The 23,216-nt window shown below is 65.9% G+C and carries 20 protein-coding genes; 6 read left to right on the plus strand and 14 right to left on the minus strand.

Annotated features, from left to right (window positions below; genetic code table 11):
- Nucleotides 1-50 precede the first annotated feature (50 nt).
- Nucleotides 51-2,285, plus strand: coding sequence for a DUF3376 domain-containing protein (locus tag NL241_RS17500; RefSeq protein ID WP_494398211.1), 2,235 nt, complete (start codon nt 51-53; stop codon nt 2,283-2,285).
- Complete coding sequence (locus NL241_RS17505) at nt 2,282-3,916, plus strand: hydroxysqualene dehydroxylase (RefSeq protein WP_494398212.1); 1,635 nt, start codon at nt 2,282-2,284, stop codon at nt 3,914-3,916. The genes NL241_RS17500 and NL241_RS17505 overlap by 4 nt, the downstream gene beginning before the upstream one ends.
- Nucleotides 3,917-3,919: 3 nt before the next feature.
- Here the strand turns inward: NL241_RS17505 and NL241_RS17510 are convergent, their stop codons facing one another.
- The 8 genes from NL241_RS17510 to NL241_RS17545 form a co-directional block, all read right to left on the minus strand.
- A complete protein-coding gene (locus NL241_RS17510) occupies nt 3,920-6,607 on the minus strand; it encodes a fumarate reductase/succinate dehydrogenase flavoprotein subunit (RefSeq protein ID WP_494398213.1) in 2,688 nt (895 codons plus the stop codon).
- Entirely contained in the window at nt 6,607-7,350 is a 744-nt protein-coding gene (locus tag NL241_RS17515; protein ID WP_487694648.1) for an ABC transporter ATP-binding protein, read from the minus strand. Before NL241_RS17515 ends, NL241_RS17510 begins: the two co-directional genes overlap by 1 nt.
- Nucleotides 7,347-8,201 carry an ABC transporter permease gene (locus NL241_RS17520; protein ID WP_494398214.1) on the minus strand — a complete coding sequence of 285 codons (855 nt, stop codon included), beginning with the start codon at nt 8,199-8,201 and terminating at the stop codon, nt 7,347-7,349. The genes NL241_RS17515 and NL241_RS17520 overlap by 4 nt, the downstream gene beginning before the upstream one ends.
- The gene (locus NL241_RS17525; RefSeq protein ID WP_494398215.1) at nt 8,198-9,619 is read right to left on the minus strand and encodes an ABC transporter substrate-binding protein; all 1,422 of its coding nucleotides are present in this window, start codon (nt 9,617-9,619) and stop codon (nt 8,198-8,200) included. The genes NL241_RS17520 and NL241_RS17525 overlap by 4 nt, the downstream gene beginning before the upstream one ends.
- Nucleotides 9,620-9,632: 13 nt before the next feature.
- On the minus strand, nt 9,633-9,860 hold the full coding sequence (locus NL241_RS17530) for a 4Fe-4S dicluster domain-containing protein (RefSeq protein WP_487694652.1): 228 nt from the start codon (nt 9,858-9,860) through the stop codon (nt 9,633-9,635).
- Nucleotides 9,860-10,624 (minus strand): GntR family transcriptional regulator, encoded by a 765-nt coding sequence (locus NL241_RS17535; protein WP_487694654.1) that lies wholly within the window; start codon nt 10,622-10,624, stop codon nt 9,860-9,862. Before NL241_RS17535 ends, NL241_RS17530 begins: the two co-directional genes overlap by 1 nt.
- A 252-nt stretch (nt 10,625-10,876) precedes the next feature.
- Nucleotides 10,877-11,170, minus strand: a complete 294-nt coding sequence (locus NL241_RS17540; protein WP_494398216.1) for a type II toxin-antitoxin system RelE/ParE family toxin — start codon at nt 11,168-11,170, stop codon at nt 10,877-10,879.
- A complete protein-coding gene (locus NL241_RS17545; protein WP_487694656.1) occupies nt 11,167-11,418 on the minus strand; it encodes a type II toxin-antitoxin system ParD family antitoxin in 252 nt (83 codons plus the stop codon). The genes NL241_RS17540 and NL241_RS17545 overlap by 4 nt, the downstream gene beginning before the upstream one ends.
- Before the next feature lie 159 nt (nt 11,419-11,577).
- Here NL241_RS17545 and NL241_RS17550 point away from each other — a divergent pair, with 159 nt between their 5' ends.
- Entirely contained in the window at nt 11,578-11,916 is a 339-nt protein-coding gene (locus NL241_RS17550; protein WP_494398217.1) for a hypothetical protein, read from the plus strand.
- Between the two features lie 3 nt (nt 11,917-11,919).
- On the opposite strand, the gene legP is transcribed toward NL241_RS17550, so the two are convergent.
- The 5 genes from legP to NL241_RS17575 form a co-directional block, all read right to left on the minus strand.
- Entirely contained in the window at nt 11,920-13,734 is a 1,815-nt protein-coding gene (gene legP / locus NL241_RS17555) for a Dot/Icm T4SS effector Zinc-dependent metalloprotease LegP (RefSeq protein ID WP_494398218.1), read from the minus strand.
- Between the two features lie 153 nt (nt 13,735-13,887).
- Nucleotides 13,888-14,229, minus strand: a complete 342-nt coding sequence (locus NL241_RS17560; RefSeq protein ID WP_494398219.1) for a cupin domain-containing protein — start codon at nt 14,227-14,229, stop codon at nt 13,888-13,890.
- A 15-nt stretch (nt 14,230-14,244) separates the two neighbouring features.
- On the minus strand, nt 14,245-14,505 hold the full coding sequence (locus NL241_RS17565) for a DUF6295 family protein (protein ID WP_494398220.1): 261 nt from the start codon (nt 14,503-14,505) through the stop codon (nt 14,245-14,247).
- A 17-nt stretch (nt 14,506-14,522) separates the two neighbouring features.
- The gene (locus NL241_RS17570; protein ID WP_494398221.1) at nt 14,523-15,290 is read right to left on the minus strand and encodes a dienelactone hydrolase family protein; all 768 of its coding nucleotides are present in this window, start codon (nt 15,288-15,290) and stop codon (nt 14,523-14,525) included.
- Nucleotides 15,291-15,418: 128 nt separating this feature from the next.
- Nucleotides 15,419-16,000 carry a TetR/AcrR family transcriptional regulator gene (locus NL241_RS17575; protein ID WP_487694665.1) on the minus strand — a complete coding sequence of 194 codons (582 nt, stop codon included), beginning with the start codon at nt 15,998-16,000 and terminating at the stop codon, nt 15,419-15,421.
- Between the two features lie 87 nt (nt 16,001-16,087).
- Here NL241_RS17575 and NL241_RS17580 point away from each other — a divergent pair, with 87 nt between their 5' ends.
- Complete coding sequence (locus NL241_RS17580) at nt 16,088-18,343, plus strand: glycoside hydrolase family 3 C-terminal domain-containing protein (protein ID WP_494398222.1); 2,256 nt, start codon at nt 16,088-16,090, stop codon at nt 18,341-18,343.
- 366 nt (nt 18,344-18,709) lie between these two features.
- Here NL241_RS17580 and NL241_RS17585 read toward each other — a convergent pair whose 3' ends face one another.
- Nucleotides 18,710-19,387: a hypothetical protein gene (locus NL241_RS17585; protein ID WP_487694668.1), complete on the minus strand. Its 678-nt coding sequence runs from the start codon at nt 19,385-19,387 to the stop codon at nt 18,710-18,712.
- Nucleotides 19,388-19,946: 559 nt separating this feature from the next.
- Between NL241_RS17585 and NL241_RS17590 the strand changes: the two genes are divergently transcribed.
- Together NL241_RS17590 and NL241_RS17595 are read left to right on the plus strand one after the other, a co-directional pair.
- Complete coding sequence (locus NL241_RS17590) at nt 19,947-20,915, plus strand: alpha/beta fold hydrolase (protein ID WP_494394554.1); 969 nt, start codon at nt 19,947-19,949, stop codon at nt 20,913-20,915.
- Nucleotides 20,916-22,071: 1,156 nt separating this feature from the next.
- Nucleotides 22,072-22,983 (plus strand): hypothetical protein, encoded by a 912-nt coding sequence (locus tag NL241_RS17595; RefSeq protein WP_494394555.1) that lies wholly within the window; start codon nt 22,072-22,074, stop codon nt 22,981-22,983.
- The last annotated feature ends 233 nt before the right edge of the window (nt 22,984-23,216 follow it).

Consider the following 23,216-nt stretch of genomic DNA (forward strand, 5'->3'; position numbering starts at 1 on the left):
AGTAGCGGACTACCCCTGCCCCCGGGCACCGCCAGAGGGACTCTGGATCCATGCCCGGGGACGAGAAGCAGTTCAAGCGACAGACCCGGTATGCGGTTGTCCTGAACGGAGGCGTCAGCCTCGCCGTCTGGATGGGCGGAGTGACCCATGAGCTCAATCGCCTGCGCTTCGCCTCCGACACGCGACGAACCAACGGCACGGCGGCGTGGGATCGGATCCTGGAGGCCTGCCAACGGACCGCGATCATCGACATCGTGGCGGGCACCAGTGCCGGTGGACTCAACGGGACCCTGCTGGCCACCGCCGTGGCCCGCGGCGGAGACCTGCCACCGATGCGTGACGTATGGGCAGACGTCGCCTCCCTGGACGTCGGCAAGCTCACGCGGAAAAGCGTGCAGGGGGCGACTTCCATGCTCGACGGCGACTACTTCGAGGGCCAGGTCAGCTCCGTCCTCAGGCAGGTCCAGCCGCACGACGGCATCACCCCGCGCGAATGCACCCTCCTGGTGACGTCCACGGCACTCGGCAGTCAGCCCCGCCCCTCGCCCCTGGAGACCGGCAGTTCCATGTTCAGCCGGGATGGCCGACGCGTGTACACGTTCAAACGCACTGTCGGCCCGGCCAGTGGCGGCTCGTCGTTGACCGACGACTTCAGCGCGACCGACGGCTGTACTGCCGCCCTGATACAGGCAGCTCGCGCGTCGGCATCGTTCCCGGTGGCCTTCACGCCGGAGTGGGAAACGGCTGCGCTTCTGGAGCGGTCGGAGGACAGTGCGCAAGCGGCCAGGTGGCTCGCCGACGGCGGCATTCTCGACAACGCCCCCTTCGAGCCGCTACTGAAGGTGCTTCGGGAACGCCCGATCAACGAACCGTTCGAGCGCGTGCTGCTCTACGTCACCCCCGGAACCAGCAAGGGTGAGGACTCGAAGCGGTCGGAGACTCCTCCGGCGCTGGTGGAAACTCTTGGACTCGTCCTGTCCGCCACCCGTGAGCCCGACGAACGACTCGATGCGGATGCGCTGAAGGACATCTTTCGCCAGATGAGATATGCCCAATCACAGGCGTTTCGGAAGGTCCAGGACTACCTCGGCGACCCGGATGGCGGAAAGGAAGCACCGTTGCTCCAGGCCGCCGATGCGCTACTCGAGGAATACCGCGAAACTCGCACCGAGGTCACACTGCGATGGCTGCAGTCACGGTCTGGGTTTCCTGTCGTGCTGGCCCCGCCAGGCGACGATGAGCAGCCAAAAGTCACGGGGGTTCCGGGGATTCCGACTGACTCCTTCCCGGCTTTCGACGGCACCACTTGGACCTGGGGCTGGTCGGCCGCCGACCGGATCCTGAGGTGGTGGGGTCGGGCGCTGTCGCGGCTGAACAACCAGGCAACCAACGTTTTGGAGGCCATGGAGACCATTGCGGCGGCGCAACGCGAAGTCACCGCAGTCTGGAAACCCCTCGAAGCAGCGGTCAGTGGAGACACCTCCGCGCCGGTGGAGATTGGCGGGCAGCTCACGGCGATGCGCGCCGTTTATGACGGCGGACTCAGCGAGGTATTGACCGCAGCGATGATTCCGACGGCGCAGGCCATCGCCGACGCTGTTCCCGGCGTCGATGCGCACACACTGGTAGAGCTTTCTCTGGCCGTCGAGGTGGTCAGCGGCGTGTTCTCCTGGCGCGGCGGTGAGTATGACGTGCCAACGTTCCGCTTCCAGAACGTGACCCCCGCGGTGGAGACGCCGCCCGGGATCGACCTGCACTCTCTCGACAACCGAGACGACTGGCCGACGAAGAAGCTGTACGGCGAGCGGCTCAACCACTTCGGAGCATTCGCCAGCGAAAGCGGTCGTCGCCACGACTGGCTGTGGGGCCGGCTGGACGGGGCCAGCGAATTGAGCCGACAGCTTCTGAGGGATGTGCCGCGCGACGAGGCGGAAGCGCTGCGGCTCGCACTGATCAACGAGATCCTGGCCTCCGAGGGGATCTCGGCCGACGAGGTCGCCGCAAGCGCCCGAGACATATACGACAAATCTGGTAAGGACCTCATCGACGAGATGGCCGCCGCTGATGGCGGCGCAGCGTTGCGCCAATTGGAGGCAACACTCTGGACGCTGGTTTGGCCGCTGAACTCGGACAGCATCTGGGTCCAAGCACTTCTGGCAGGGGAATGGCCGCCGCGTGAGGTGAACCTGGGATTTCCTCGGCGCGTTGTGATGAGGTCTCTGCGAACCGCGGCCACGCCGCTGCGCCGTGGTCTACGCAAAAAGCTGCCGCGGGGGATCAGATGACTTCCGTTGCAATCCTGGGCGGCGGCGTCGGAGGGCTCAGCGCCGCGCATGAACTGGTCGAGCGCGGCTTCGACGTCACCGTGTACGAGGCGCTCGAGGTTTTCGGCGGCAAGGCGCGATCCATCGACGTGCCTGCCACTGCGCAGGGCAACCGGAAACCGTTGCCCGGCGAACACGGATTCCGCTTCTTCCCGGGGTTCTACAAACACCTGGTCGACACGATGGAGCGCATCCCGTCCCCACCGGGGACCGCGGCCAGTCACCTTGTCGACGCACACCGGGTATTGCTGGCGCAGGTGGGCGAAGCCAATGAGCTGATAGCTCCCTTGCGACTCCCCGGTGATCTCGGCGACCTCGCCGTCGCGATCCAGTTCGCTTACGACTTCGGCGTGAAACTCGGTATTCCGTTCTGGGAACTCGGGTTCTTCGGGCAGCGGCTCCTGGCCTTGCTCACGTCGTGCGATGATCGCCGCTACGCGCAGTGGGAGCACACCAGCTGGTGGCGGTTCTCGTTCGGGGAACATCTCTCGCCCAACTATCGGAAGTTCCTGGCAGATGGTTTGACCCGAACGCTGGTAGCCGCGCGAGCGCAGGAGGTCTCGGCGCGCACCGGTGGATTGATCCTGTGCCAGTTGCTGTTCGATGTGGCCCGGATGGGCGGTCGCACCGACCGATTGCTTGACGGCCCCACCAGCGATGTGTGGATAAACCCCTGGGTCGACTGGCTGACCAAGCAGGGCGTTGACTTCGAGACTGATTGCACCGTGACAGGTTTCGATCTGGCCGGACACAGGATCCTCAGTGCCTGCGCTGTCCAGCACGGCGCTCCGATGACCATCCACGCGGACCATTACATGGCGGCGCTGCCGATCGAGGATCTGATCCCCACATTGAACGCTGACATGACCGTCGCCGATCGCAGCCTGAGCCGGCTGGCGCGGCTGCAGACCCGGTGGATGACCGGAGCGCAGTATTACCTCAAGCGGGACGTGCCGCTGCAGCGGGGTCACACCATCTTCACCGACTCGGATTGGGCGCTGACCGCCATTTCGCAGGCACAGTTCTGGAAGACCATCGACCTCGACGGCTACGGTGACGGCGAGGTCGACGGGATTCTGTCGGTGGACATCTCGGATTGGGACCGGCCCAGCAGGGCCACGGGTAAGACGGCCAAGCAGTCGACCAGGGAGGAGATTCTGGACGAGGTTTGGCGACAACTGACCGACCATATCGATGACGGCTCACTGCGCGAGGACGACATCGTTGCCCGTTTTCTCGATCCCGCCGTGAAGCCGTTCGATCCCGCGACCGGAGTCGTGGCCACGAACAGCGAGCCGTTGCTCATCAACACTGCCGGTTCGTGGGCGGACCGGCCGGAGGCCTGCACCGGGATCGAAAACCTCTTCCTGGCTTCGGATTTTGTACGCACTCACACCGACCTGGCCAGCATGGAAGGCGCCAACGAAGCCGCCCGCCGAGCCGTCAACGGCATCCTCGCTGCCACCGGCTCCACTGCGTCGCGGTGTCAGCTCTGGCCATTGCAGGAGCCGCCGATCCTCGCGCCGCTGCGTGCGCTGGATCGGGTGTGGTGGGAGCTGGAACGACCGCTGCGCAAATTGGGTCTGCGCTGAACCTCAGCTCACCCCGGCAAGCGCGTGCCGCGCATACGCCCGGACGTCGGCGTCCCCGTCGTCCAGAGCGCCGGTCAGGGCCTCGCGGGCGCTGTCGGCAGATGCGGCCCAACGGGTCAGGCTCAACACGGCTGCCTTGCGGACATCGAGATGCGGGTCGGCCAGGGCACGCGACAGCGGTGGCACCGCAGTCGCGGGCGACGGCGCACCCGCCAACGCCCGCGCCGCCCCCTGCCGGATCTGCCATGCCGACGCGGCCAACGCGCCTTCGACGGTGGTGACGTCGGCGTCGTCCCATCCCACCGCGCCCATCGCGGCCAACGCGGCGGCGCGCACCAGCGGGTCAGGATCGTCGGTGAGCGTGCGCACGGCGTCGGCGCCGCTGCGTAATGTCCCGAGCCCGTTGGCGACGGCGATGCGCACTTCGCGGTTCACGTCACCGCAGGCGGCCGCGACGCCGTGGGCGTCGTCGACCGACACCAGCGCGCGGACGGCCTCGATGCGGACCCGGTGGTCCGGGTCTTGCAGCGCGTGCCGGTACTGCTCCGGGTCACCCACCCGTCGGGCACTCACGACGTAGATGGCGGCGCCGCGCACGACGGGGTCCGTCGAATCAATATGGGCCCGAACGCCGGCGGCATCCGGTAGCACCTCCACCAACTCCCGGATGCCGTCGGCAGCGACGTGACGCACCTGTGGGTGTACGTCGGACAAGGCGGCCAGCAGCGCATGGCCGTAGCCGTCGGGCAGGTGCTCGGTGACCACGTCGACGGCGGTGCGGCGCACTGCGGAATCGTCGTCGTTCAGATACTGGCGCAGGTCTTCGAGAGAAGGCTCGTCGAGTGCCAGCACGGCCGCGATACGCGGTGAGGGCGGCTGCGCGGCCGGGGTACTGTCGATGCGCGACACCTCCGACGCCGGTGCCTGCCCTCCGACCAGCGGAGGCTGCTGCACACGGATGGGTTCGCTTTCGCCGCTGGGCAATTCGTCAAGCCCGGGTACCGGCACGAAGTACGGGTCGACGGGCCGTTTGAGGAACTCCATCCCGCCGTCGGCGGTCTTGCGCAGGTTCAGATGGTAGCGCCAGTCCACGTCGTCGCGCTCCGGGATGTCACTGCGCTCGTGGTAGAGCCCCCACCGGGACTCGGTGCGGGTCAGCGAGGAACGCGAAGCCATCTCGGCGCAGTCGCGGATGAAGGACACCTCCACCGCGCGCATCAGTTCGTGCGGTGTGGTGGCACCGATGCCGGCCACCTCGTCGCGCATCCGGTCGAACGTCTGCACCGCCAGCGACAGCTTGGCGGCGGTTTTCGGTGGGGCCACGTAGTCGTTGACGAAGCGGCGCAGTTTGTACTCGACCTGCGGCTGCGGCGGGCCGTCGGGGTGACGCAGGGGCCGGTAGATCAGCTCGTGCGCCTCGGCGATCTGGTCGGCGGGCAGGGTCTCCGGTGCGGCAACGTCATCAAGTGTTGACGCGGCGTGCTCGCCGGCCAGCTCCCCGTAGACGAACGCCCCGATCATGTAGTTGTGTGGCACGCAGGCCAGGTCCCCGGCCGCGTACAGACCAGGGACGGTGGTTCGGGCGAACTCGTCGACCCATACCCCGGACGCGGAATGCCCACTGCACAGGCCGATCTCGGAGATGTGCATCTCGATGTCGTGGGTGCGGTAGTCATGGCCACGGTTGGCGTGGAAGGTGCCCCGGGTGGGCCGTTCGGTGGTGTGCAGGATGCCCTCGAGCGTCGACAAGGTCTCGTCGGGCAGGTGGCTGACCTTGAGGTAGATGGGCCCGCGGGCGGACTCGATCTCCTCTTTGACCTCCGACATCATCTGGCCCGACCAGTAATCGGAGTCGACGAACCGTTCCCCATGGGCGTTGACCTGATACCCGCCGAAAGGATTGGCGACGTACGCGCAGGCCGGTCCGTTGTAGTCCTTGATCAGCGGGTTGATCTGGAAGCACTCGATACCGGACAGCTCGGCGCCGGCGTGGAACGCCATCGAGTACCCGTCACCGGCGTTGGTGGGGTTCTCGTAGGTGCCGTACAGGTAGCCCGAAGCGGGCAGGCCGAGACGGCCGCAGGGTCCGGTGGCCAGGATGACGGCTTTGGCGGCGACGACGACGAACTCGCCGGTGCGGCTGTTCAGGGCAGCGGCGCCGACGGCCCTCCCGTCCTCGACGAGCACGCGGACGGGCACCAGGCGGTTTTCGATGCGGATCTTCTCGCGCATCGACCGCTGCCGCAGCACCCGGTAGAGCGCCTTCTTGACATCCTTGCCTTCGGGCATGGGGAGCACGTAGGAACCGGAGCGGTGCACGCGGCGCACGGCATACTCACCGTGCTCGTCCTTCTCGAATTTGACGCCGTATCGCTCGAGACGCTGCACCATGGCGAAGCCGCGGGTGGCGGTCTGATAGATGGTGCGCTGGTTGACGATTCCGTCGTTGGCGCGGGTGATCTCGGCGACGTAGTCCTCGGGGGTGGCCTTGCCGGGGATGACCGCGTTGTTGACACCGTCCATCCCCATGGCCAGTGCGCCGGAATGCCGGACGTGGGCTTTCTCGAGCAGCAGCACCTGGGCGCCGTTCTCGGCAGCGGTCAGCGCGGCCATGGTACCGGCGGTGCCGCCGCCGATGACCAGGACGTCACAGTCCAGGCGGGTGGCGTCCTCGATCGAGGGGATCTGCATCAGTGGACCAGCTCCGTGTGGTCGAGTGCGGCAAGGACGTCGGCGCGCAGGGTGGCGCGGTTGACTCCTGCCTCACGAGGGGAGGGGACGTCGAGCAGCGCGCGCAGAGGTTGCCCGGCGCGGCCCAGGACAGCCACGCGGTCGCCGATGAGCAGTGCCTCGTCGACGTCATGGGTGACGAAGACGACCGTCGTGGGATGGGCGCGCCAGGTGTCGATCAGCAGCCGCTGCATGGTGGCCCGGGTCTGGGCGTCGAGTGCGCCGAACGGTTCGTCCATCATGACGGCGCGGGGCGCTCCGGCCAGGCCGCGGGCCAGCTGGACACGCTGCCGCATACCGCCGGACAGGCTTTTCGGCAGGTACTTCTCGAAGCCGGCCAGGCCGACGTCGCGGATCCACTTGAGCGCTTCGTCGCGGCGGCCTTGGCGCGGGCGTCCGGCGAGCTTGAGGGCGAGTTCGACGTTGGACAACACCGTGCGCCACGGCAGTAAGGCGTTGTCCTGGAACACCATGGCGCGATCGCGCGAGGTGCTGGTGACGCGGGCGCCGTCGGCCCGTACTTCACCGGCGTCCGGCGTCAGCAGACCGGCCAGCGCGCGCAGGACCGTCGACTTGCCGCATCCGGACGGACCGGTGAGCACCAGGATCTCGCCGGGCTGCACCTCGAGGTCGAGGCCGTCGACGACGGGGGAGCCGCCGTAGGACAGGACCAGGCCGTCGAGGGTCAGCGTCATCCCGGTCATCGGTTGTTCTCCTCGCCGCGGGGCAGCCACCGGGTGACGCGGCGGCCGATCAGTTCGACGGCCGCGGACGTGGCGAAGCCCAGGATGCCGATGGTGATGATGCCGACGAACACGTCGGGATAGGCCAGCACGGTGTAGGCCTGCCAGGTGCGGTAGCCGACACCGAGCCTGCCGGAGATCATCTCGGCGGAGATGACGCAGATCCACGCGACGCCGATGCCGACGGACAATCCGCCGAACACACCGGGAAGGATGCCGGGCAACACCACTCGGGTGATGACGTCCCAGCGGTTGCCGCCGAGCGTACGCACCGAGTCCTCCCACAGCGTGGGCAGTGCGCGCACGGCGTGCCTGGTGCTGACCATGATCGGGAAGTACGCGGCCAGGAACGTGATGAACACGATTCCCGCCTCGTCGGTGGGGAACAGCAGGATCGCCACGGGCACGATCGCGATGGCCGGGATGGGCCGCGCCAGCTCGGTCAGCGGGCCGAAAACGTTGGCGAATTTGCCCGAGCGGCCGAGCAGGATTCCCGTGACCACGCCCGCGGCGGCGGCGAGCGCAAAGCCGGTGAGGATGCGGATCAGTGACTGGCCGAGGTCCAGCCAGTAATTCTGGGTGCCGAGCCTGCTGCCAAACGCGGCGACGATTTCCGTCACGGTGGGCAGGGTGTCGAAGCGCAACCAGAACCGAACGTCGTTGGCGGTCAACAGCTGCCACAGCCCGATGAACGCGGCCACCGAGGCGATGCGCACCAGCCAGGACGGCCACGTCTTCGTGCGCGGCCTGGCGATCGGCGCGACGGCGACGGCGGGTTCGGCGGGCGAGAGCACCGCGGGTGCGGTGGTCATACCGCACCCGCCAGCGCCTGCTGATAGTCGACGACGCTGGCGCCGGGGTGCGCCGCGGTGTAGCGCTCGGCTCCCGCGGTGGTGTCGAACGGGAGGTGACGCTGGCCGTCCCTCACCCAGATCGATTTGTCGGCGAACCAGCGGGTGCCGAATTCGGTGTCGGGAACATAGGCGGCCCGCACGGTTTCGCCGTCGGCGGTGGCCTCGCGGATGGCGCGCAGCAGGCAGTCGGGGTTGGCGGCGGCCTGGGTACCGTCTTGGCCGTCGATCCACAGTTCGCCGGCCAGCTTGGCGTCGGTGACGGCGATGTCGCAGACCGGATCCTGGCCCCGCAGCGCCGACGGGTTGGTGGTGTCTGCGACCGCCTCCTCGTAGTTCTGGCCGCGGTCGGCGAAAGCCTTCTTCAACGGGTCGGCGTTGACGAAACCGTCGATGTCCAGGTCGGCGAAATCACCGATCGACTTCAGGTACGGGACATCGCCTTTGAGCGCCTCGATCAATGACGGCTTCAGTGTGGTATCGAAGCTGGTGCCGCCGGGACCGTTGTAGAGGTACACGACTTCCTGGGGCAGCCCGCTGCCGTCGGCGACCAGCTTGGCCGACTCCAGCGGGTTGTCGTTGAGGAACTCGGTGGCGTCCAGCTGGGCTTGCAGGAAGGCGTCGAGCACCTCGGGGTGCTGGTCGGCGTAGTCGCGGCGTACCACCACACCGTGCCAGGTCGGATAGTCACCCTCGGCGCCGTCGTAGAGCAGTTTGGCCTTGTTCTGGAACACCAGCAGGCCGGGCCAGGCCACGAACTGCGAGAGCGCTTGCGCCTGACCGGATTCCAGTGCTGAGGCGCCGACCTGAGGCTGCTGGTTGAGCACCTCGACACCGTTCGCGGGATCGATGCCGGCGTTGTCGAGGGCGCGCACCAGGGTGCCGTGTCCTGCCGATCCCACACTGGCGGAGACCTTCTGGCCCTTGAGGTCGGTGATGCTGCGCGCGGGGGAGTCCGGGGCCACGACCACCATGTTGAGCGAGCCGGTGGGGCTGTATCCGGTGGCCGCCACCAGTTCGGTGCGGGCGCGCTCGTTGGCCTGGGTTTTGGAGCCGTTGATGAGCATGGGGTAGTCGCCCATGGAGCCGATGTCGATCTTCTCAGCGACCATCTGCGCGGTGATCGGGGCCCCGGTGTCGTAGTCCTGCCATTCCACGCGGTACGTCGTGCCGTTGGATTTCGACAGGTCGTCGAGGCGCTTTTCCAGGAAACCCTTTGCCTTCAACAGTGTTCCGGCGGTGACGGTGTTGATGGTCTTGGACTGGTAACCGATGACGACGTTGACGGTGTCCTCGGACTGGGTCTGGGCGTCGAGAGAGCAGGCTGCCAGGGATATCGCGGTGGCGGCACTGAGGACTACAGCGAGGGTGCGTTTCATGGTGGGTCCTGGGTCATCGAAGGAGGTAGGGCATGTTGACGGAGACGGCGCCGGTGGGACAGCGCGCCGCGCAGGGGCCGCAGTACCAGCACTCGTCGACGTGCATGAACGCCTTGCCGTTGTCCGGGTTGATGGCCAGTGAGTCGAGCGGACAGATCTCGACGCAGAGTGTGCAGCCTTCGATGCACAGCGACTCGTCGATGGTGACGGGTACGTCGACACGTTGATTGACCTGGGCCATCAGATTCCCCTGACAAGGTTGCCACGCAACGTGATTCGATCGCCGCGCATTCGGATGTATTCGAGATCGACGGGCCGGCCGTCGTCCAGATGGGTGAGGCGTTCCAGCAGAAGCAGGCTCGCGGTGTCCGGCACTTGCAGAATGGCCGCCGAATGGGGTTCGGCGGGAACGGCTTCGACGGCCAGGGTGGCGTTGCCGAGCCGGCGGCCGGTGACCTGCTCGATGAGGGCGAAGACGTCGTTGGTTTCGAGGTCATGCTCGATCACCTGGTCGCCGACGTCGCGGGCGAGGTAGGTCATGTCCAGCGACAGCGGCAGCTCGCCCAGGTAGCGCAGCCGCTCGATGAAAACGACGTGCTCGCCGGGTGCCAGTTTCAGCTTGGCGGCCACCGACGGCGGCGCGGCGACGGTCATGGTGGCGCGGACCTCGTTGCGGATCTCGCCGTAGCCCTTGAACGTCTCCTTGAGGCCGGTGAGCGCGTCGAGCCCGTGGTCGTATTTGCGGATGGCGACGTGGGTGCCGGTGCGTGGGCCGCGGTCGATGAGGCCTTCGCCTTTGAGCGTGGCCAGCGCTTCGCGCACGGTGTTACGCGAGACGAAGAACTCCTCGGCCAGCTCCTGCTCGGTGGGCAGACCGTCGGCGTAGCCGCCGGCGTGGATCTGGTGCCGCAGGACATCGGCGACCAGCCGCGCCTGATCAGCACGGGGCCGCCGGATCGGTGTCGGTTCGTTGTCGGCATTCTGGGCGACGTTGTGTTCGGCCACGGTCACCTCCTGAGGGCTGTTCGGTGTGGGACTGACCTGCTCAGGAAGGTATCGGGGTATCGCAGGTGCGTTGGCCGCGGCGTTGTGAAGAGGACGGGACAGTACGGAATGCGCCGCTTCTGTAAGCCGGTGAGCTGGCGTTCGCCGCACTGGCCGGCGTATTGCGCCACCTACGGGTATGGGGTGCCGGTTTTAATCCCGGTGAGCGAAAAGTCGGTGGCTAAGGACGCTCCAGGCACGCGCCGCAGGCAGTCAGTCGAGGTGCAGATCGACGTCCATACGTTTGTGAAGCACGCGGACCACGACGACGAAGTCGCCTTCGACGCGGTAGTACAAGGTGTGCGACCCCACGGCATGCCGGCGGTACCCGGCCCAAACCTCGTCACACGCGCGACCGATAGCAGGGTTGTCCGCGACACGCTCTGCGGCGCGCTGAATTGAGCGGATGTATCTTTCCGCCTGGGCGAAGTCCCACCGTTCGCAGGTGTAATCCCAGATCTGTTCCACATCGACCTGGGCCGCCGGTGAGAAGACGACACGATTCACTGTGGTGCGCGCGAATCCACGCTCTTTCGCTCGACGAACGCGTCGAAATCGAAGGCCGTTGCCTCGCCGCTACTTTCGCCGTGTACCAAGGCCTGGCGCAGCGCGTCGAGGCGTGTTTCGCGATCCTCGAGGAGCCGCAGCGCGGTGCGTACCACCTCGCTGGCAGAGCCGTACCGGCCCGAGGCGACCTCCCGGTCGATGAACTCCCTGAAGTGAGCATCCAGGCTGAACGAGGTGTTCTTCCCCATGGAACGCATATTACCAAAATTTGGTATCGGCGTGCGCCGGTTAGCGCCGCCAGACACCGCCTCACCCATCCCCGTCAGGCTTCCGGCGCAGTCGTCCTGTGGACGGGAGCCGAGGCCTTTGCGACTGAGAGGGCCGCTTACGCGACTACCGTGATCGGTGTGTCGAGGCGAATCCAGGGCAATGTTGTCCTGCCTCCCGATGCGCCGACGGCGGTGGCTGAAGTGATCGTCGAGGTGCGCGATGTCACCTACGCCGACGCCCCCGCGCCGGTTGTCGCCAGCGTTGCGCTGCCCAATGTCGCCGTGCAGCCGAACCGGCGTATTCCCTTTGAGCTCGAGGCTCCGGAAGCCACAGCGAGCCAACAGTTCTCACTTCAGTGCTATATCGACACCACCGGCGGCCCCATCCTCGCCGCCGGTGACCTCGTCACCACTCAATCCGTCCCGGTGCCCGCTCAGGGCAATGTCAGCCTGGACGTACCGGTTGGCATCGTCTGAGCGTCAGCCCCAGCGCACCTCGTAGATCCGGTTGTCGGTGCCGCGGTAGGCGACATGCTGCCGGCCGTTCTCGGTGAATCCCGCCGGGCTGTCCGCTGCCAGCGGCGCCCCCGCGAACGCGGTGAGGTCGCTGTAACCCGGCGCCGCACCGGGATACCACCAGATCTCGTGCAGTCGGCCGTCCGACGAGCGATAGATGACGTGCTTGGTGTTCTCTGCGGCCACGTAGTACACAGACGGATTGCCCACCGCCGCCGGTGCGCCCGCCGCCGCGGTCAGATCCCATCCGGCCACCGGAGCTACGCCGACCCAGTAGAGCTCGTACAAGTGCCCGTTGCCGGCGCGGTACACGATCTGATGGGTGTCGTTGTGCGCGGTGTAGTAGGCGGCGGGGTCGCTGGCGGCCAGGGGAGTGCCCGCGGTACCGGACAGATCGTCGAGTCCGCTCGGACCGTTGTTCCAGTACACCGACATGATGCGTCCGTTGGTGGCCCGGTAAACGACGATGTTGAAGCCGCCACCGCTGTACGCGGACGGGTTGCCTGCTGCGCGAGGCGCAGAGATGGCACCGGTCAGGTTGCCTCCGTACACCACCGGAGCGACGTTGAACCAGTTCAGCTCGTGTAGATGCCCGTCGCCGCCGCGGTACACCACGTGATGGCTGTCGGTCGCGGGATCGTAGTAGCCAACCGGGTCGCCGGAAGCCTTCGGTGCGCCTGCGGTGCCACCCAGATTGTCGTGCCCCACCGCGCCGGTGGACCAATACAGGCTGCGCACGGTCCCGTCGCCGCCACGGAACAGCAGGATCTCGGTGTTGCGCGCCGTATCCACGTAAGCGAACGGGTTGCCGGACGCCGTCGGGGCACCCGCATTCGCGGTCAGATTCGTGGTGCCCGTCCCGCCCTGCCCGTCCCGCCACAACTCGTGTAGGCGTCCTGAGGTGTCGCGGTAGGCGATGTTGTGCACGTTCATTCCCGGGATCACACAGGCCGTCGGCGGGCTTGCCGCGGCCGGCGTGCCGAACTCAGCGGTGCGATCGACCAATCGACCGGCCCGTGGGTACAGCACCTCAACCGCCGCGATGTCACTTGCGGACAGTGCCGTGCGTTGGCCCAGCACCACTCCCTGTGGCAAGGGCACCTTCGGCACGATGGTGGGGTTGCCGTTGTTCGAGAACGCGGTGCCGCTGTAATGCATGATCGAGCCGAAGTCGTATGCGCCGATGTCGTCGCCGTCGGAGATGTGCTGTTCGAAGTTGTGCCGGTCGTCGGCGTCGATGTTCTGCCAATTGATGGTGACGAAATCGTCGCGGTCCTCGCGGCTCTGCTCGTGCCACAGGCCGATGGCGTGTCCGATTTCGTGGATGATGTTGCCCCTGGTGCAGTTTGGGCCCATATTGATGTTCTGCCGGTTACCGCGCTTTCCCACCGGTGACGAACATTCGCCCGCCGGCTGGAACCGGATGAAGTTCGGGAAGTGGTCGGCATTCGCCCCCGTACGCGGCACGAACCTCAACCTGGTGTTGGCCTCCCAGTGCGCGATCGCGCCGGTGACGCGCGCCTGGTTGGGCAGCGCCGGGTCGATCTCGAACGGCACGGTCGCATGCAGCCACCGGAATTTCTCGCCGGTGATGCCGATCGCTTCGACCTGCAGAGCCTGCACGTCCTCGACAGTGCCCAGGACGATGTCGCCCTCGAACACCGCCATACCGTCGACGTTCGCGTACTGGAGCTTCTTGTCGGTGAACGTAACCCCCGACACGACAGCCGTGCCGGCCACCGGTCCCGAGTTGTATTCGCACGAATGCTCTTTCGCCATGATTTCCTCCTGGTGCGGGCGTGCACCCAGGGTGCGGGCGACCTCCGCTCAGGGCACGAGTAGTGCTCTACTCGAAAGTCCTCGGAGCCGGAGCCGGGGAACGTGAGTGCAGCAGCCATGCGGCTCAGCTCAGCGGGCCGCCGCCAATCGGGATCAATCGGGGTATCGGATGGTGACGAACATCGAGCACCCGCCGGTGCTGCGGTAGGGCCCGTGTGGCATGCCGGGCGGGCGGCAGGCATACATGCCGGCGGTGAACGTGCGGTCCGCGGTGAGGTCGTGGAGGTCGCCGTCGAGAAGGATGACCTCTTCCCAGTAGTCATGGGTGATGATGCCCGGTGCGGACTCGGCACCCGCTTCGTAGCGCTGCAGGCTTGTGGTGTCCCCGGTCTCCGGATCGTGGGACAGGTGGCGGTCCCAGATTCCGGGCCCATCGGCGTTCGCGCGGGTCCATTCGGCCGAAGGTATGTGGAACTCGAGTTCAGGTTTGGCCATTGTCGACTCCCGGGCTCAGACGCCGGCCGCGTCCGCCTCGGCGATGACAGCCTGCAACGTCTTCAGTAGCTCCCGTCCGGAGTCCAGGTCGAGTTCCAGCGCCACCCGCGCCCCGAGACCGATGTCGTAGTTGACGAAGTCCAACAGCAGTGCGTGCTCGTCTGTCCCCTGGGTGGCGTGGTCGTACCCCACGCTGACCTGTTTGACCGGGAACCAGCCCGCGCCGCTCTTGCCCGAACCGCTGATGGCGGCCGTCGTAGTGATGTGGGTGCACATTTGTCAAACTCCTTGATTCAGGCCGCGAGTCGATGGTCGAGGAAAGTGAAGAGTTTCGCCCACGCGTCCATGGTCTGCTCGGGCCGATACCGCGGCGTGTGGTAGTAGAAGAAACCGTGGCCGGCACCGTCGTACCGGTGGAACTCGAAATCCTTGTTCAGCCTCCGCAATTCGGCCTCGTGGATGTCGACCTGTTGCGGCGAGGGGCTCTGATCGTCGTTGCCGAAGATGCCCAGCAGCGGCGCCTGCAGATCCGCGGTGTAATCGATCGGCGCGACCGGCCTCTTGTCGTTGAGTTGATCGGGCCCGGCCACCACGGCCCCGCCCCACAGGTCGACCACGGCGTCGAAGCCGGGAACCAGGGACGCCGTCAGGACGGCGTGCCTGCCGCCGGAGCAGCTTCCCATGATGCCGACCTTGCCGTTGCTGGTCGGCTGGTCCAGCAGCCAGGCGCGCGCCGCGGCCAGATCGGCGACCACCTGGTCGTCGGCAGCACCACCCTCGCTGCGCACTTTGGCCGCAACGTCATCGGGGGTGGAATGCCCGGCCCGGCAGTACAGGTCAGGAGCGATCACGGTGTAGCCGTGGCGGCCCAACCGCTCGGCGAATTCCTGGTAGAACTCGTCCCAGCCCGGCAGATGATGGATCAACACGATGCCCGGCCGCGGCCCTTCCGACGAGACCGGCTGGGCGACGTAGGCGTGGATGTCCTCGCCGCCGCTGGGGTAGGTGACGATTTGTGCTGAGACACCGACAGTTCCGCCGGTGTCGAATGAGTTCCACATCGCGACTCGAGACTCCCTCGTTTGGCTGCCACCCAAGCATGCCACGGCACCCTCATCAGTGCGGGCGCGCCAATCCGAGGTGACCGCGCAGTGTGGTGCCTTCGTACTCACACCGTCGGGTCGCGACGCTAGCGGAAGAAGTCGTCGCAGAAGGAATCCCAGACCTGGAGGAAATCCGTCTGCGGGTCGGCGATCCACAACGCCTCGAGGCCCTGCCAGAACGCGAGGAGCTGGCGGGCGGCGAGTGGCGGGTCGGGTTTCCAGTCGAGAAGACCGCTGATGGTGTCCAGTGCGGTGCGGGTGCGCTCGGCGAAGTAACCGTGGGCCGGGTGCTGCGGATCGATGGCTTCGACGCCCAGGACGGTGAACAACGTGACGATCTCCCGCATCGCCAGGTTCCGTTCGACCACCAGGCGCAGATGTGCCCGCAGCTGTGCCCGGCTCACCGGAGCACTGGTGACGGCAGCCGATTCGTATTCGTCGCGGTCGCGCTGCGCCAGCACCGCGGTCAGCAGATCGGTCATGGTCGGAAAGTAATGCAGTACCGAGGATTTGCGGATATCGCAGGCTTCCGCGATGTCCGCCAACGAGACGGCATTGAACCCGGAGCGGGAAATGAGCCTGGTCGCCTCGGCAACGATCTGGTGGCGGCGCGCCTCCGGGGCCAGTCGGGTGCGCGCGGGGCGGGACGTAGGCGTCTGCGATGCCACCGTGACTCCTTTCACAGGGTTGCGCCTCAGCAACACCGGGTAATCTACCATTCGGTAGATAGTCGATCGAACGATGGGTGTGAGACCGTGGATAGTGACGATGTGAGCGTCGCCGAGCTGACCCTCGAGGAGAAAGCCTCGCTCACCAGCGGCGCCAGCTTCTGGTACACGAAACCGATTGACCGCCTTGGCGTTCCGTCCATCATGCTCACCGACGGGCCACACGGACTGCGCAAGCAACGCGAGGGCGGCGATCACCTCGGACTCGGTGACAGCGTGCCCGCCACGTGCTTTCCGCCTGCGGTAGGCCTCGGGTCCTCCTGGGACGTCGAACTGGTCGAGCGGGTGGGCCGGGCGCTGGGGGTAGAGGCGGCCATCGAGAACGTCGGGGTCCTGCTCGGCCCCGGCGTCAACATCAAACGGTCACCACTGTGCGGCCGCAACTTCGAATACCTCTCCGAAGATCCGTTGATCGCAGGGGTTCTCGGCGCCGCCATGGTGTCAGGCATCCAGTCTCAGGGTGTCGGCGCCTCGCTCAAGCATTTCGCGGCCAACAACCAGGAGACCGACCGCATGCGCGTGAGCGCCAACGTCGATCCCCGTCCGTTGCGCGAAATCTACCTTCGCGGGTTCCAGCGGGTGGTCCAGGAGGCGCAGCCATGGACGGTCATGTGCTCCTACAACCGCATCAACGGTGTGTACGCCTCGGAGGACCCCTGGCTGCTGACCACGGTGCTGCGTGACGAGTGGGGTTTCGGCGGTCTCGTCGTCTCCGACTGGGGCGCCGTCGACGACCGGGTGGCCGGCATCGCGGCGGGCTTGGATCTGGAGATGCCGTCGTCCAACGGTGTCACCGATGCCCGGATCGTCGCCGCCGTCGAAAACGGACTTCTCGACGAGTCGGTGGTGGACGCCTCGGCGGCACGGGTGCTCGCCCTGGTGCGCCGGGCTCAGCCGGCCGACCCGGCTCCCGGGCCGCTGGACGTCGATGCACACCACCTGCTGGCGCGGGAAGCCGCCGGCCGGTCGATCGTCCTGCTGAAGAACGATGGCGCTGTCCTGCCCTTGGACAAGGACGCCGATATCGCGGTGATCGGCGCTTTCGCTGCCCAACCGCGGTATCAGGGCGCGGGTTCGTCGTTGATCAAACCAACCCGCCTGGACAACGCCCTAGACGAGATCCGCTCACTGGCCACCGGACAGGTCACGTATGCGCAGGGATTCACCATCGACAGTTCGGACGGCGCCGACGGATTGCGCGAGGACGCTGCCGCTGCCGCCGCCCGGGCGGATGTCGCTGTCGTCTTCCTGGGATTGCCCGCAGCGCTGGAATCAGAAGGCTACGACCGCGACGATATCGATCTGCCGGCCGAGCAGCTTGCGGTGCTCGACGCGGTACTCGATGCCAACCCGAACACGGTCGTGGTGTTGTCCAACGGTGGCGTCGTGGCCGTCCCGTTCGCCGAGACGGTGCCCGCGATTCTCGAAGGGTGGCTACTCGGTCAGGCCGGTGGTGGCGCCGTCGCCGACGTCCTTTTCGGAGAGGTGAACCCGTCGGCCAAACTCACCGAGACCATTCCGCTGCGGTTGTCGGACAGCCCCGCCTACCTCGACTTCCCCGGCGAGCACTCCCACGTCCGCTACGGCGAGGGGTTGTTCGTCGGCTACCGCTGGTATGACGCCCGCGGCCTCGATGTCGCGTTCCCGTTCGGTCACGGATTGTCCTACACGACATTCGACTACAGCGACGGTGCAGCCGTGGTGAACGCCGACGGAGACATCGAGATCCGGGTCTCGGTGACCAATTCCGGTGCCGTCTCAGGTCGCGAGATCGTGCAGGTCTACACCTCCGTGCCGGAGAGCACGATCCAGCGCCCACCACATGAGTTGAAGGCGTTCGCGTCGGTTGCCCTCGAACCCGGCGAAAGGCGAGAGGTGCTGTTGCCTGTCCGTCGTGAAGACCTCGCCTACTGGGACACCCGAGTCGATGCATGGATCGTCGAAGGCGGCACCTACAGCCTGGACGTGGCCGCTTCGAGCCGCGACATCCGCACATCGCTCACCGTGGAGATCACAGGAGACCCAGTGTCACTGCCACTTTCACGAAACTCGACCATCGGTGAGGTGCTCGCCCATCCCATTGCCGGCCCCAAGTTGCAGGCCGCGGTCGCTGAAGTGATGGGCGACACCTCGAGTGCGGCGGCCGTCATGCCCGACGGGGTGGACATCGGGCGGATGCTCAACTCGTTCCCGATCGGCAGGGCCGGGATGCTCGCCGCGGCCAGTGGGGCCGACGTCGGGAAGCTGATCGACGACCTCCTGGCCGATGACAGCGTGTCCTAGGTCGAGATGACGGTCAGCAACGACGGCCTCGCGCCGCAAGCTCGGGGTCTCGCCGGGAACGTACCGGGACCGTTTCCGCACTGACAGCGGCGCCATGGTCTTCGCTGACCAACGCCAGCGCAAGGTCGATCCCGGCTGCCGCCGGGGCCGACGTCCGTACGACGCCATCGCGGGTGTAGATCGACTCGTGCTCGATGATCGCCGCAAGGTGCCGCGTCGCCGGCGCATCCAGGTGGCGCCAATGTGTGGTCGCCCGTGTGGCGTTCAGCAGCCCGGCAACCGTGACGGATGGTCACGGTTGCGGCTCCCGCATGACGGCGCAGCCTCAAAGTTTCGATGGGATCAGCACATAGGGGAGGGCGGCGCTCAACCTGTGAACCCCAAGTCCTCTTGTGCGGCCGCGATAAACCTGCTGCGCAGACCTTCATCATCGCGCTGAGACTTGCTCACCGAGTCGCGCGCGTGGGCGACCCTCCAGGAAAAGTTGCGTGGGCTGCCCGCTTTGGCGATATCAAGGGCCAGCACCTGAATCTCATCCATGATCTCGTTGTGCTGTCTGACAATCTCGCCGTGAGCTGTCCTCACGTCTTGAGTACCAACAAGTTCGACTTTCGCCGAAGCTTGTCGATACTTGATCGACTGATCCCTGTAATGAGCAGTCTTGTCGACCAAAGCGTCGATGTCGAAGTTGTCGACGCTCTGCATTTGATGAATGTACTCGAACTCGGCTTCGGTCAGATCCGTTACCGTCGTGAGGAAATCAACGTAAGCGGCCATGCGCTCGTCCCTCAGGAACTGAACAACCATCCGGTCTGTGTCGGCCCGAATCTGATTACTCGACGTGCGGTAGGCCAACACGCTGGCGGTAGCGCCGACGAGCACTGTGGCGGCAATGCCCGCAATCGCCAACCAGAACTCGTTGGAGCGTGGCGCCCGACTTCGCGCTGGTTGCCCACTGGCGGATGCTGTCGCGTCGGGCGGCTTGAGTGGAGGGTCCACATGAGGGTCACGGGTTCCTTCGTTCGTCGGCGCGGCGTCAGTCATGGGTGACCACGGTTGTCGATGCGGTGATCTGCTGATTGTTGGTGTTCACAGCGCTCCCTTGATGAATTCGAGTCGGGCTCACGCCGCCAGTATCAGGCGACCCAGGCGCTTGGGGAGCAAGTAGTTGGCTACCTCATTGCAGGTGGACATCGACCGGTGACTCAGCGAACGCCTCAGGCGGAACGCGGTGTAAGGCCTGGGCTGCCGACGCGGCCTGCCGCTCACTGCTCCGACGTGGGTTGAACCAGCGTCTGGAACACGGACGTATTGACAGCCCGGTATACGCGCGCCGCGGAGGTGGGCATCTTGTTGTGACGGAATAGGATTGGAACCGGATCACTCTCTTGTCCCATGACGCAACAGCAATTGGCTCAGGGTGGGAGTTGGGTGAGCACCTTATCAACCATGTGCAATCTGGCGCGGCTGCAGCATAATTCGAGGCGACAGGGCGATGGCTACCAGGATTCGTCACTGTGACGTTTATCGGTGCGTCTGCGCTTGACCGTCCACGCGACACAAGGCCGAAAGCGGTGGGGTAGACGCGTGCCATGATGGCTTGGTGACTGAAGAGGCTTCTGGAGCGACGTCGGGGCAAGGCCAGGCGAACGGCATTCCGCCGCTCGACCCTGTCGGCTCCGGCGTACTTCCTCCAGTCGAGACCCGGGTGCGCCGTGCTTTCTGGGCGCTCGAGCGGTTGGCGCCCTGGGTGGGATCGCGGTGGGCAGTCGAGTTGTGGTGCACACCACCGGTCCTTGAGTCGAGTCTGCGCATGCCGCCCGGCGTTGGCCCGGGTACACCGATTGACGCCTACTGGAATGGGCATCGGGTTGTCGGCGAAGAATGGGGCGAGGGTCCACCGGTGTACTTGGTGCACGGCTGGGGTGGACAGCGCGCGCATTTGGCGGTGTTCGTCAAGCCCTTGGTGGAGGCTGGATATCGGGCCATTGCATTCGACTTACCCAGCCACAATGCATCCGATCCTGGTGAGCTCGCTCCTGGGCGCACCACGGCAATCGAGTGCGCCGACGCGATCGCGGCCATGATCAAAGCGCATGGCCCTGCTCATGCGGTGGTCGCTCATTCGCTCGGCGCAAACGCCACAGCATTGGCCATCGCGCGGGGCGCCAGCGTCGGACGGCTGGTGTTCCTGGCTCCCATGACCGATTTTCCGCTGTATCTGGACCTGTTCGCCGCGCGCCACGGGTTCGGCCGCCGGATCCGGGCCGGCCTGCACCGCCGTCTGGAGAAACGGATCGGCATGCCGCTGGAAGAAACGAACATGGCCAGGATCGGCCGCCGCATCAACCACCCGCCGTTACTTCTCATCCATGACCCTGACGACCCAGACAGCCCGTATGCCGCCAGCCAGCGGTTGGCCACAGTGTGGACAGGCGCTCGCTTGCTGACCACCCGCGGGCTCGGCCGCCTGGCGCACTACCGCATCCTTCGCCACCGTCCAGCTATCACCGCCGGGATGGATTTCATCGGCCCGGCGGCGAATCGCAGTGGGCTCGCGGAAGCACCCTAATTCGTCACAGTGACGAATAGGGATCGCGCGGACCCTTGGTGGAGGTGCGTAGCCATCATGCAGTCGCAGTCGGCAAGCACGCGGCGTCGATCACGCGCCACCGGTGGAAGGGCACATTGCGCTCAGTCTGCGTGGCGACTGCCCGGGGCCGACGGCCCTGAGGCGGTGGCCGTTGAGTGAGAGTTGGAGATCACCCAGAGGCAGACTGAGCGACACGTGTCCGATCCTAGATATTTTGAGAGTGAAGCATGTCGCTGAACTGGTAGTTCTCAACTGGTTCTGGACGACATTTTGTTGATATGTCCACGGAAACATGAGAGTGCCGGACAGAATCCGCAAAGACGTGAGAGTGTCGGACACCCGCTTGCCGAGGCGGGTTGGCGTCCTATTGATCGTTCACGATCACCTGCGCGCCTTCGACGGCACCTTCGGCCCGACCAGTCCCGCCGGTCTACGCACCCTGCGGGCTCAGACTCTCACCGGGTTGGTGGTCGTCCTGGTGATCGTCTCGTTCTACATCCTGGCCGCGCAGGCGGGGCGGATCCGTTGCCCGGTTACGCCGCATTGTCGATTTCCCTCTTGGTTGGGGCGCCCTGTTCGCCCGGGATCGACGAAGCGTGCTATTCGTCGTGGTTTGTTGGCTTCGCAGTGGCTTGACCGGCCGCAATTGGTGCCGGACTCACGGTCCAGCCACTCGCGCGCGGGAGTACGGCCAACCCGTCGCTGCGGCGTCACCGCCGCGGGCCCCGCGTGAGGACACCGGTCCTGCCGACGTCCACCCACGCCGTGCAGCGACCGCCAACCAGTACCAGGAGATCGCCGTGGTCAGCCGTCGCGCGTTGGTGCAATCATTTTCGCAGCCTGTCGGTACATGGTCCTATCGTGAGTTTCGCGTGCTTGTGAGCCGATACGGAGGGGGGACCGGGTGGGGAAGGGAAAGAGGAACAGGCAGACGACGGCACAGAGGCGAGAGCGGGAGGCTCGGCGCCGTCAGGAGAGCGACGCTCGAAACGAACGAGAGGCAGCCGAGTTCGGCGTCAAGTTGCCGCCTAAGCCGCCGCGAGGGGCACCGACTCCACGGCCGGACTTCTCTGAGGTCGACTGGGAAAAGCTCAAGGCGAAGTACCCCGAGGACGCGCGGAAACTGCTCCGTTCCATGTTCATCGCGTTAATCGGCGAACGCGCCGCACACGCAAAAGCATTCCTGTCGTGGGGATTACAGCCCAATCGGCCGCATCCGCAGAGTCGACTCGCCCACGACGACGCTGCGGTCACGCTTGAGGGCGAGAAGACTCTTGTCAGTTCAACCGCGTTATATCCAACGATGAACGCGAGCGAGAGCCTCACGGCGGCAGCCGAAGTGATCGCGTTCGCTCTGACTCAGGGACAGATGCGCACATCAGCGACGGCCGCGCTGTGCCGCATTGCGATGGAATCGTCAGCCAAGACCATTTGGCTTATCGGCGAGACGGATACCGACGAACGGATTCGCCGCTGCTATGGGTTCCTCAAGGGTGAGCGTGGTCAGCAGGAGGGGTTTGAGAAGCTGGAGGCCGCAGCTCTGGAGGCGCGCAACGATCCGATGGCTGAGGCGGACCTGGCCGAGTTTGAGAAGCGTCGCGCTCGCGAGGTTGAACGTCACGCCAAGCTAGCGCTGCTACCTCCGGATGCGATCATCGGGCCGACTGGGGGACCGATGAAATTTGTTGAGAATGCTGAAGTTTGGATGGACAATCGCCTGCCGCGCAAGCTAGACCCTAACCTCGACAGGGTGATGCATCCGCGCAGCGCCAAGGCCTTCTATTCGCTCGGATCGGGATTCGTGCACGGCTTTAAGTGGCTGGCGGGGTACGTGTTTGACAATCACGAGCTAGACGACTCGGGCCTGTTGGCGGTCACGCTCGACGCGTTCGGAAACGCTCTGCGCATGACGGAAGCGGCGGTGTCTCTCTTCGAGGCGCAGTCCATCGGGCCGCAGCCGGACCCGAAGCGGTTGCGCAACTATCCGAAGGGAGTCGCGGACATTGTCTCCGACCTGGCCGCCGACTACCGGCTGCCGGCTGACTAGAACCGCGCGAGCATGCGCTCAGCGCGTGCCATCAGCCGCCGTCAGGCTTACCGCAGTCGAGCTACCCCCCCCCAGGATCGGTCCTCGATCTGACCCGTCAGGGCCCGCGATGACCTTCCCCATCGCCGCCGACTTCGTGGGACGCCGAATGCCGGCCGACTTTGCGCGCAATGGATGGTTGACGACACCTTCGGTGTCGATGACGCCGGGTGAGCGCACGCACTGGTGCAGTG

This window comes from Mycolicibacterium sp. SMGY-1XX (genome assembly GCF_059132455.1).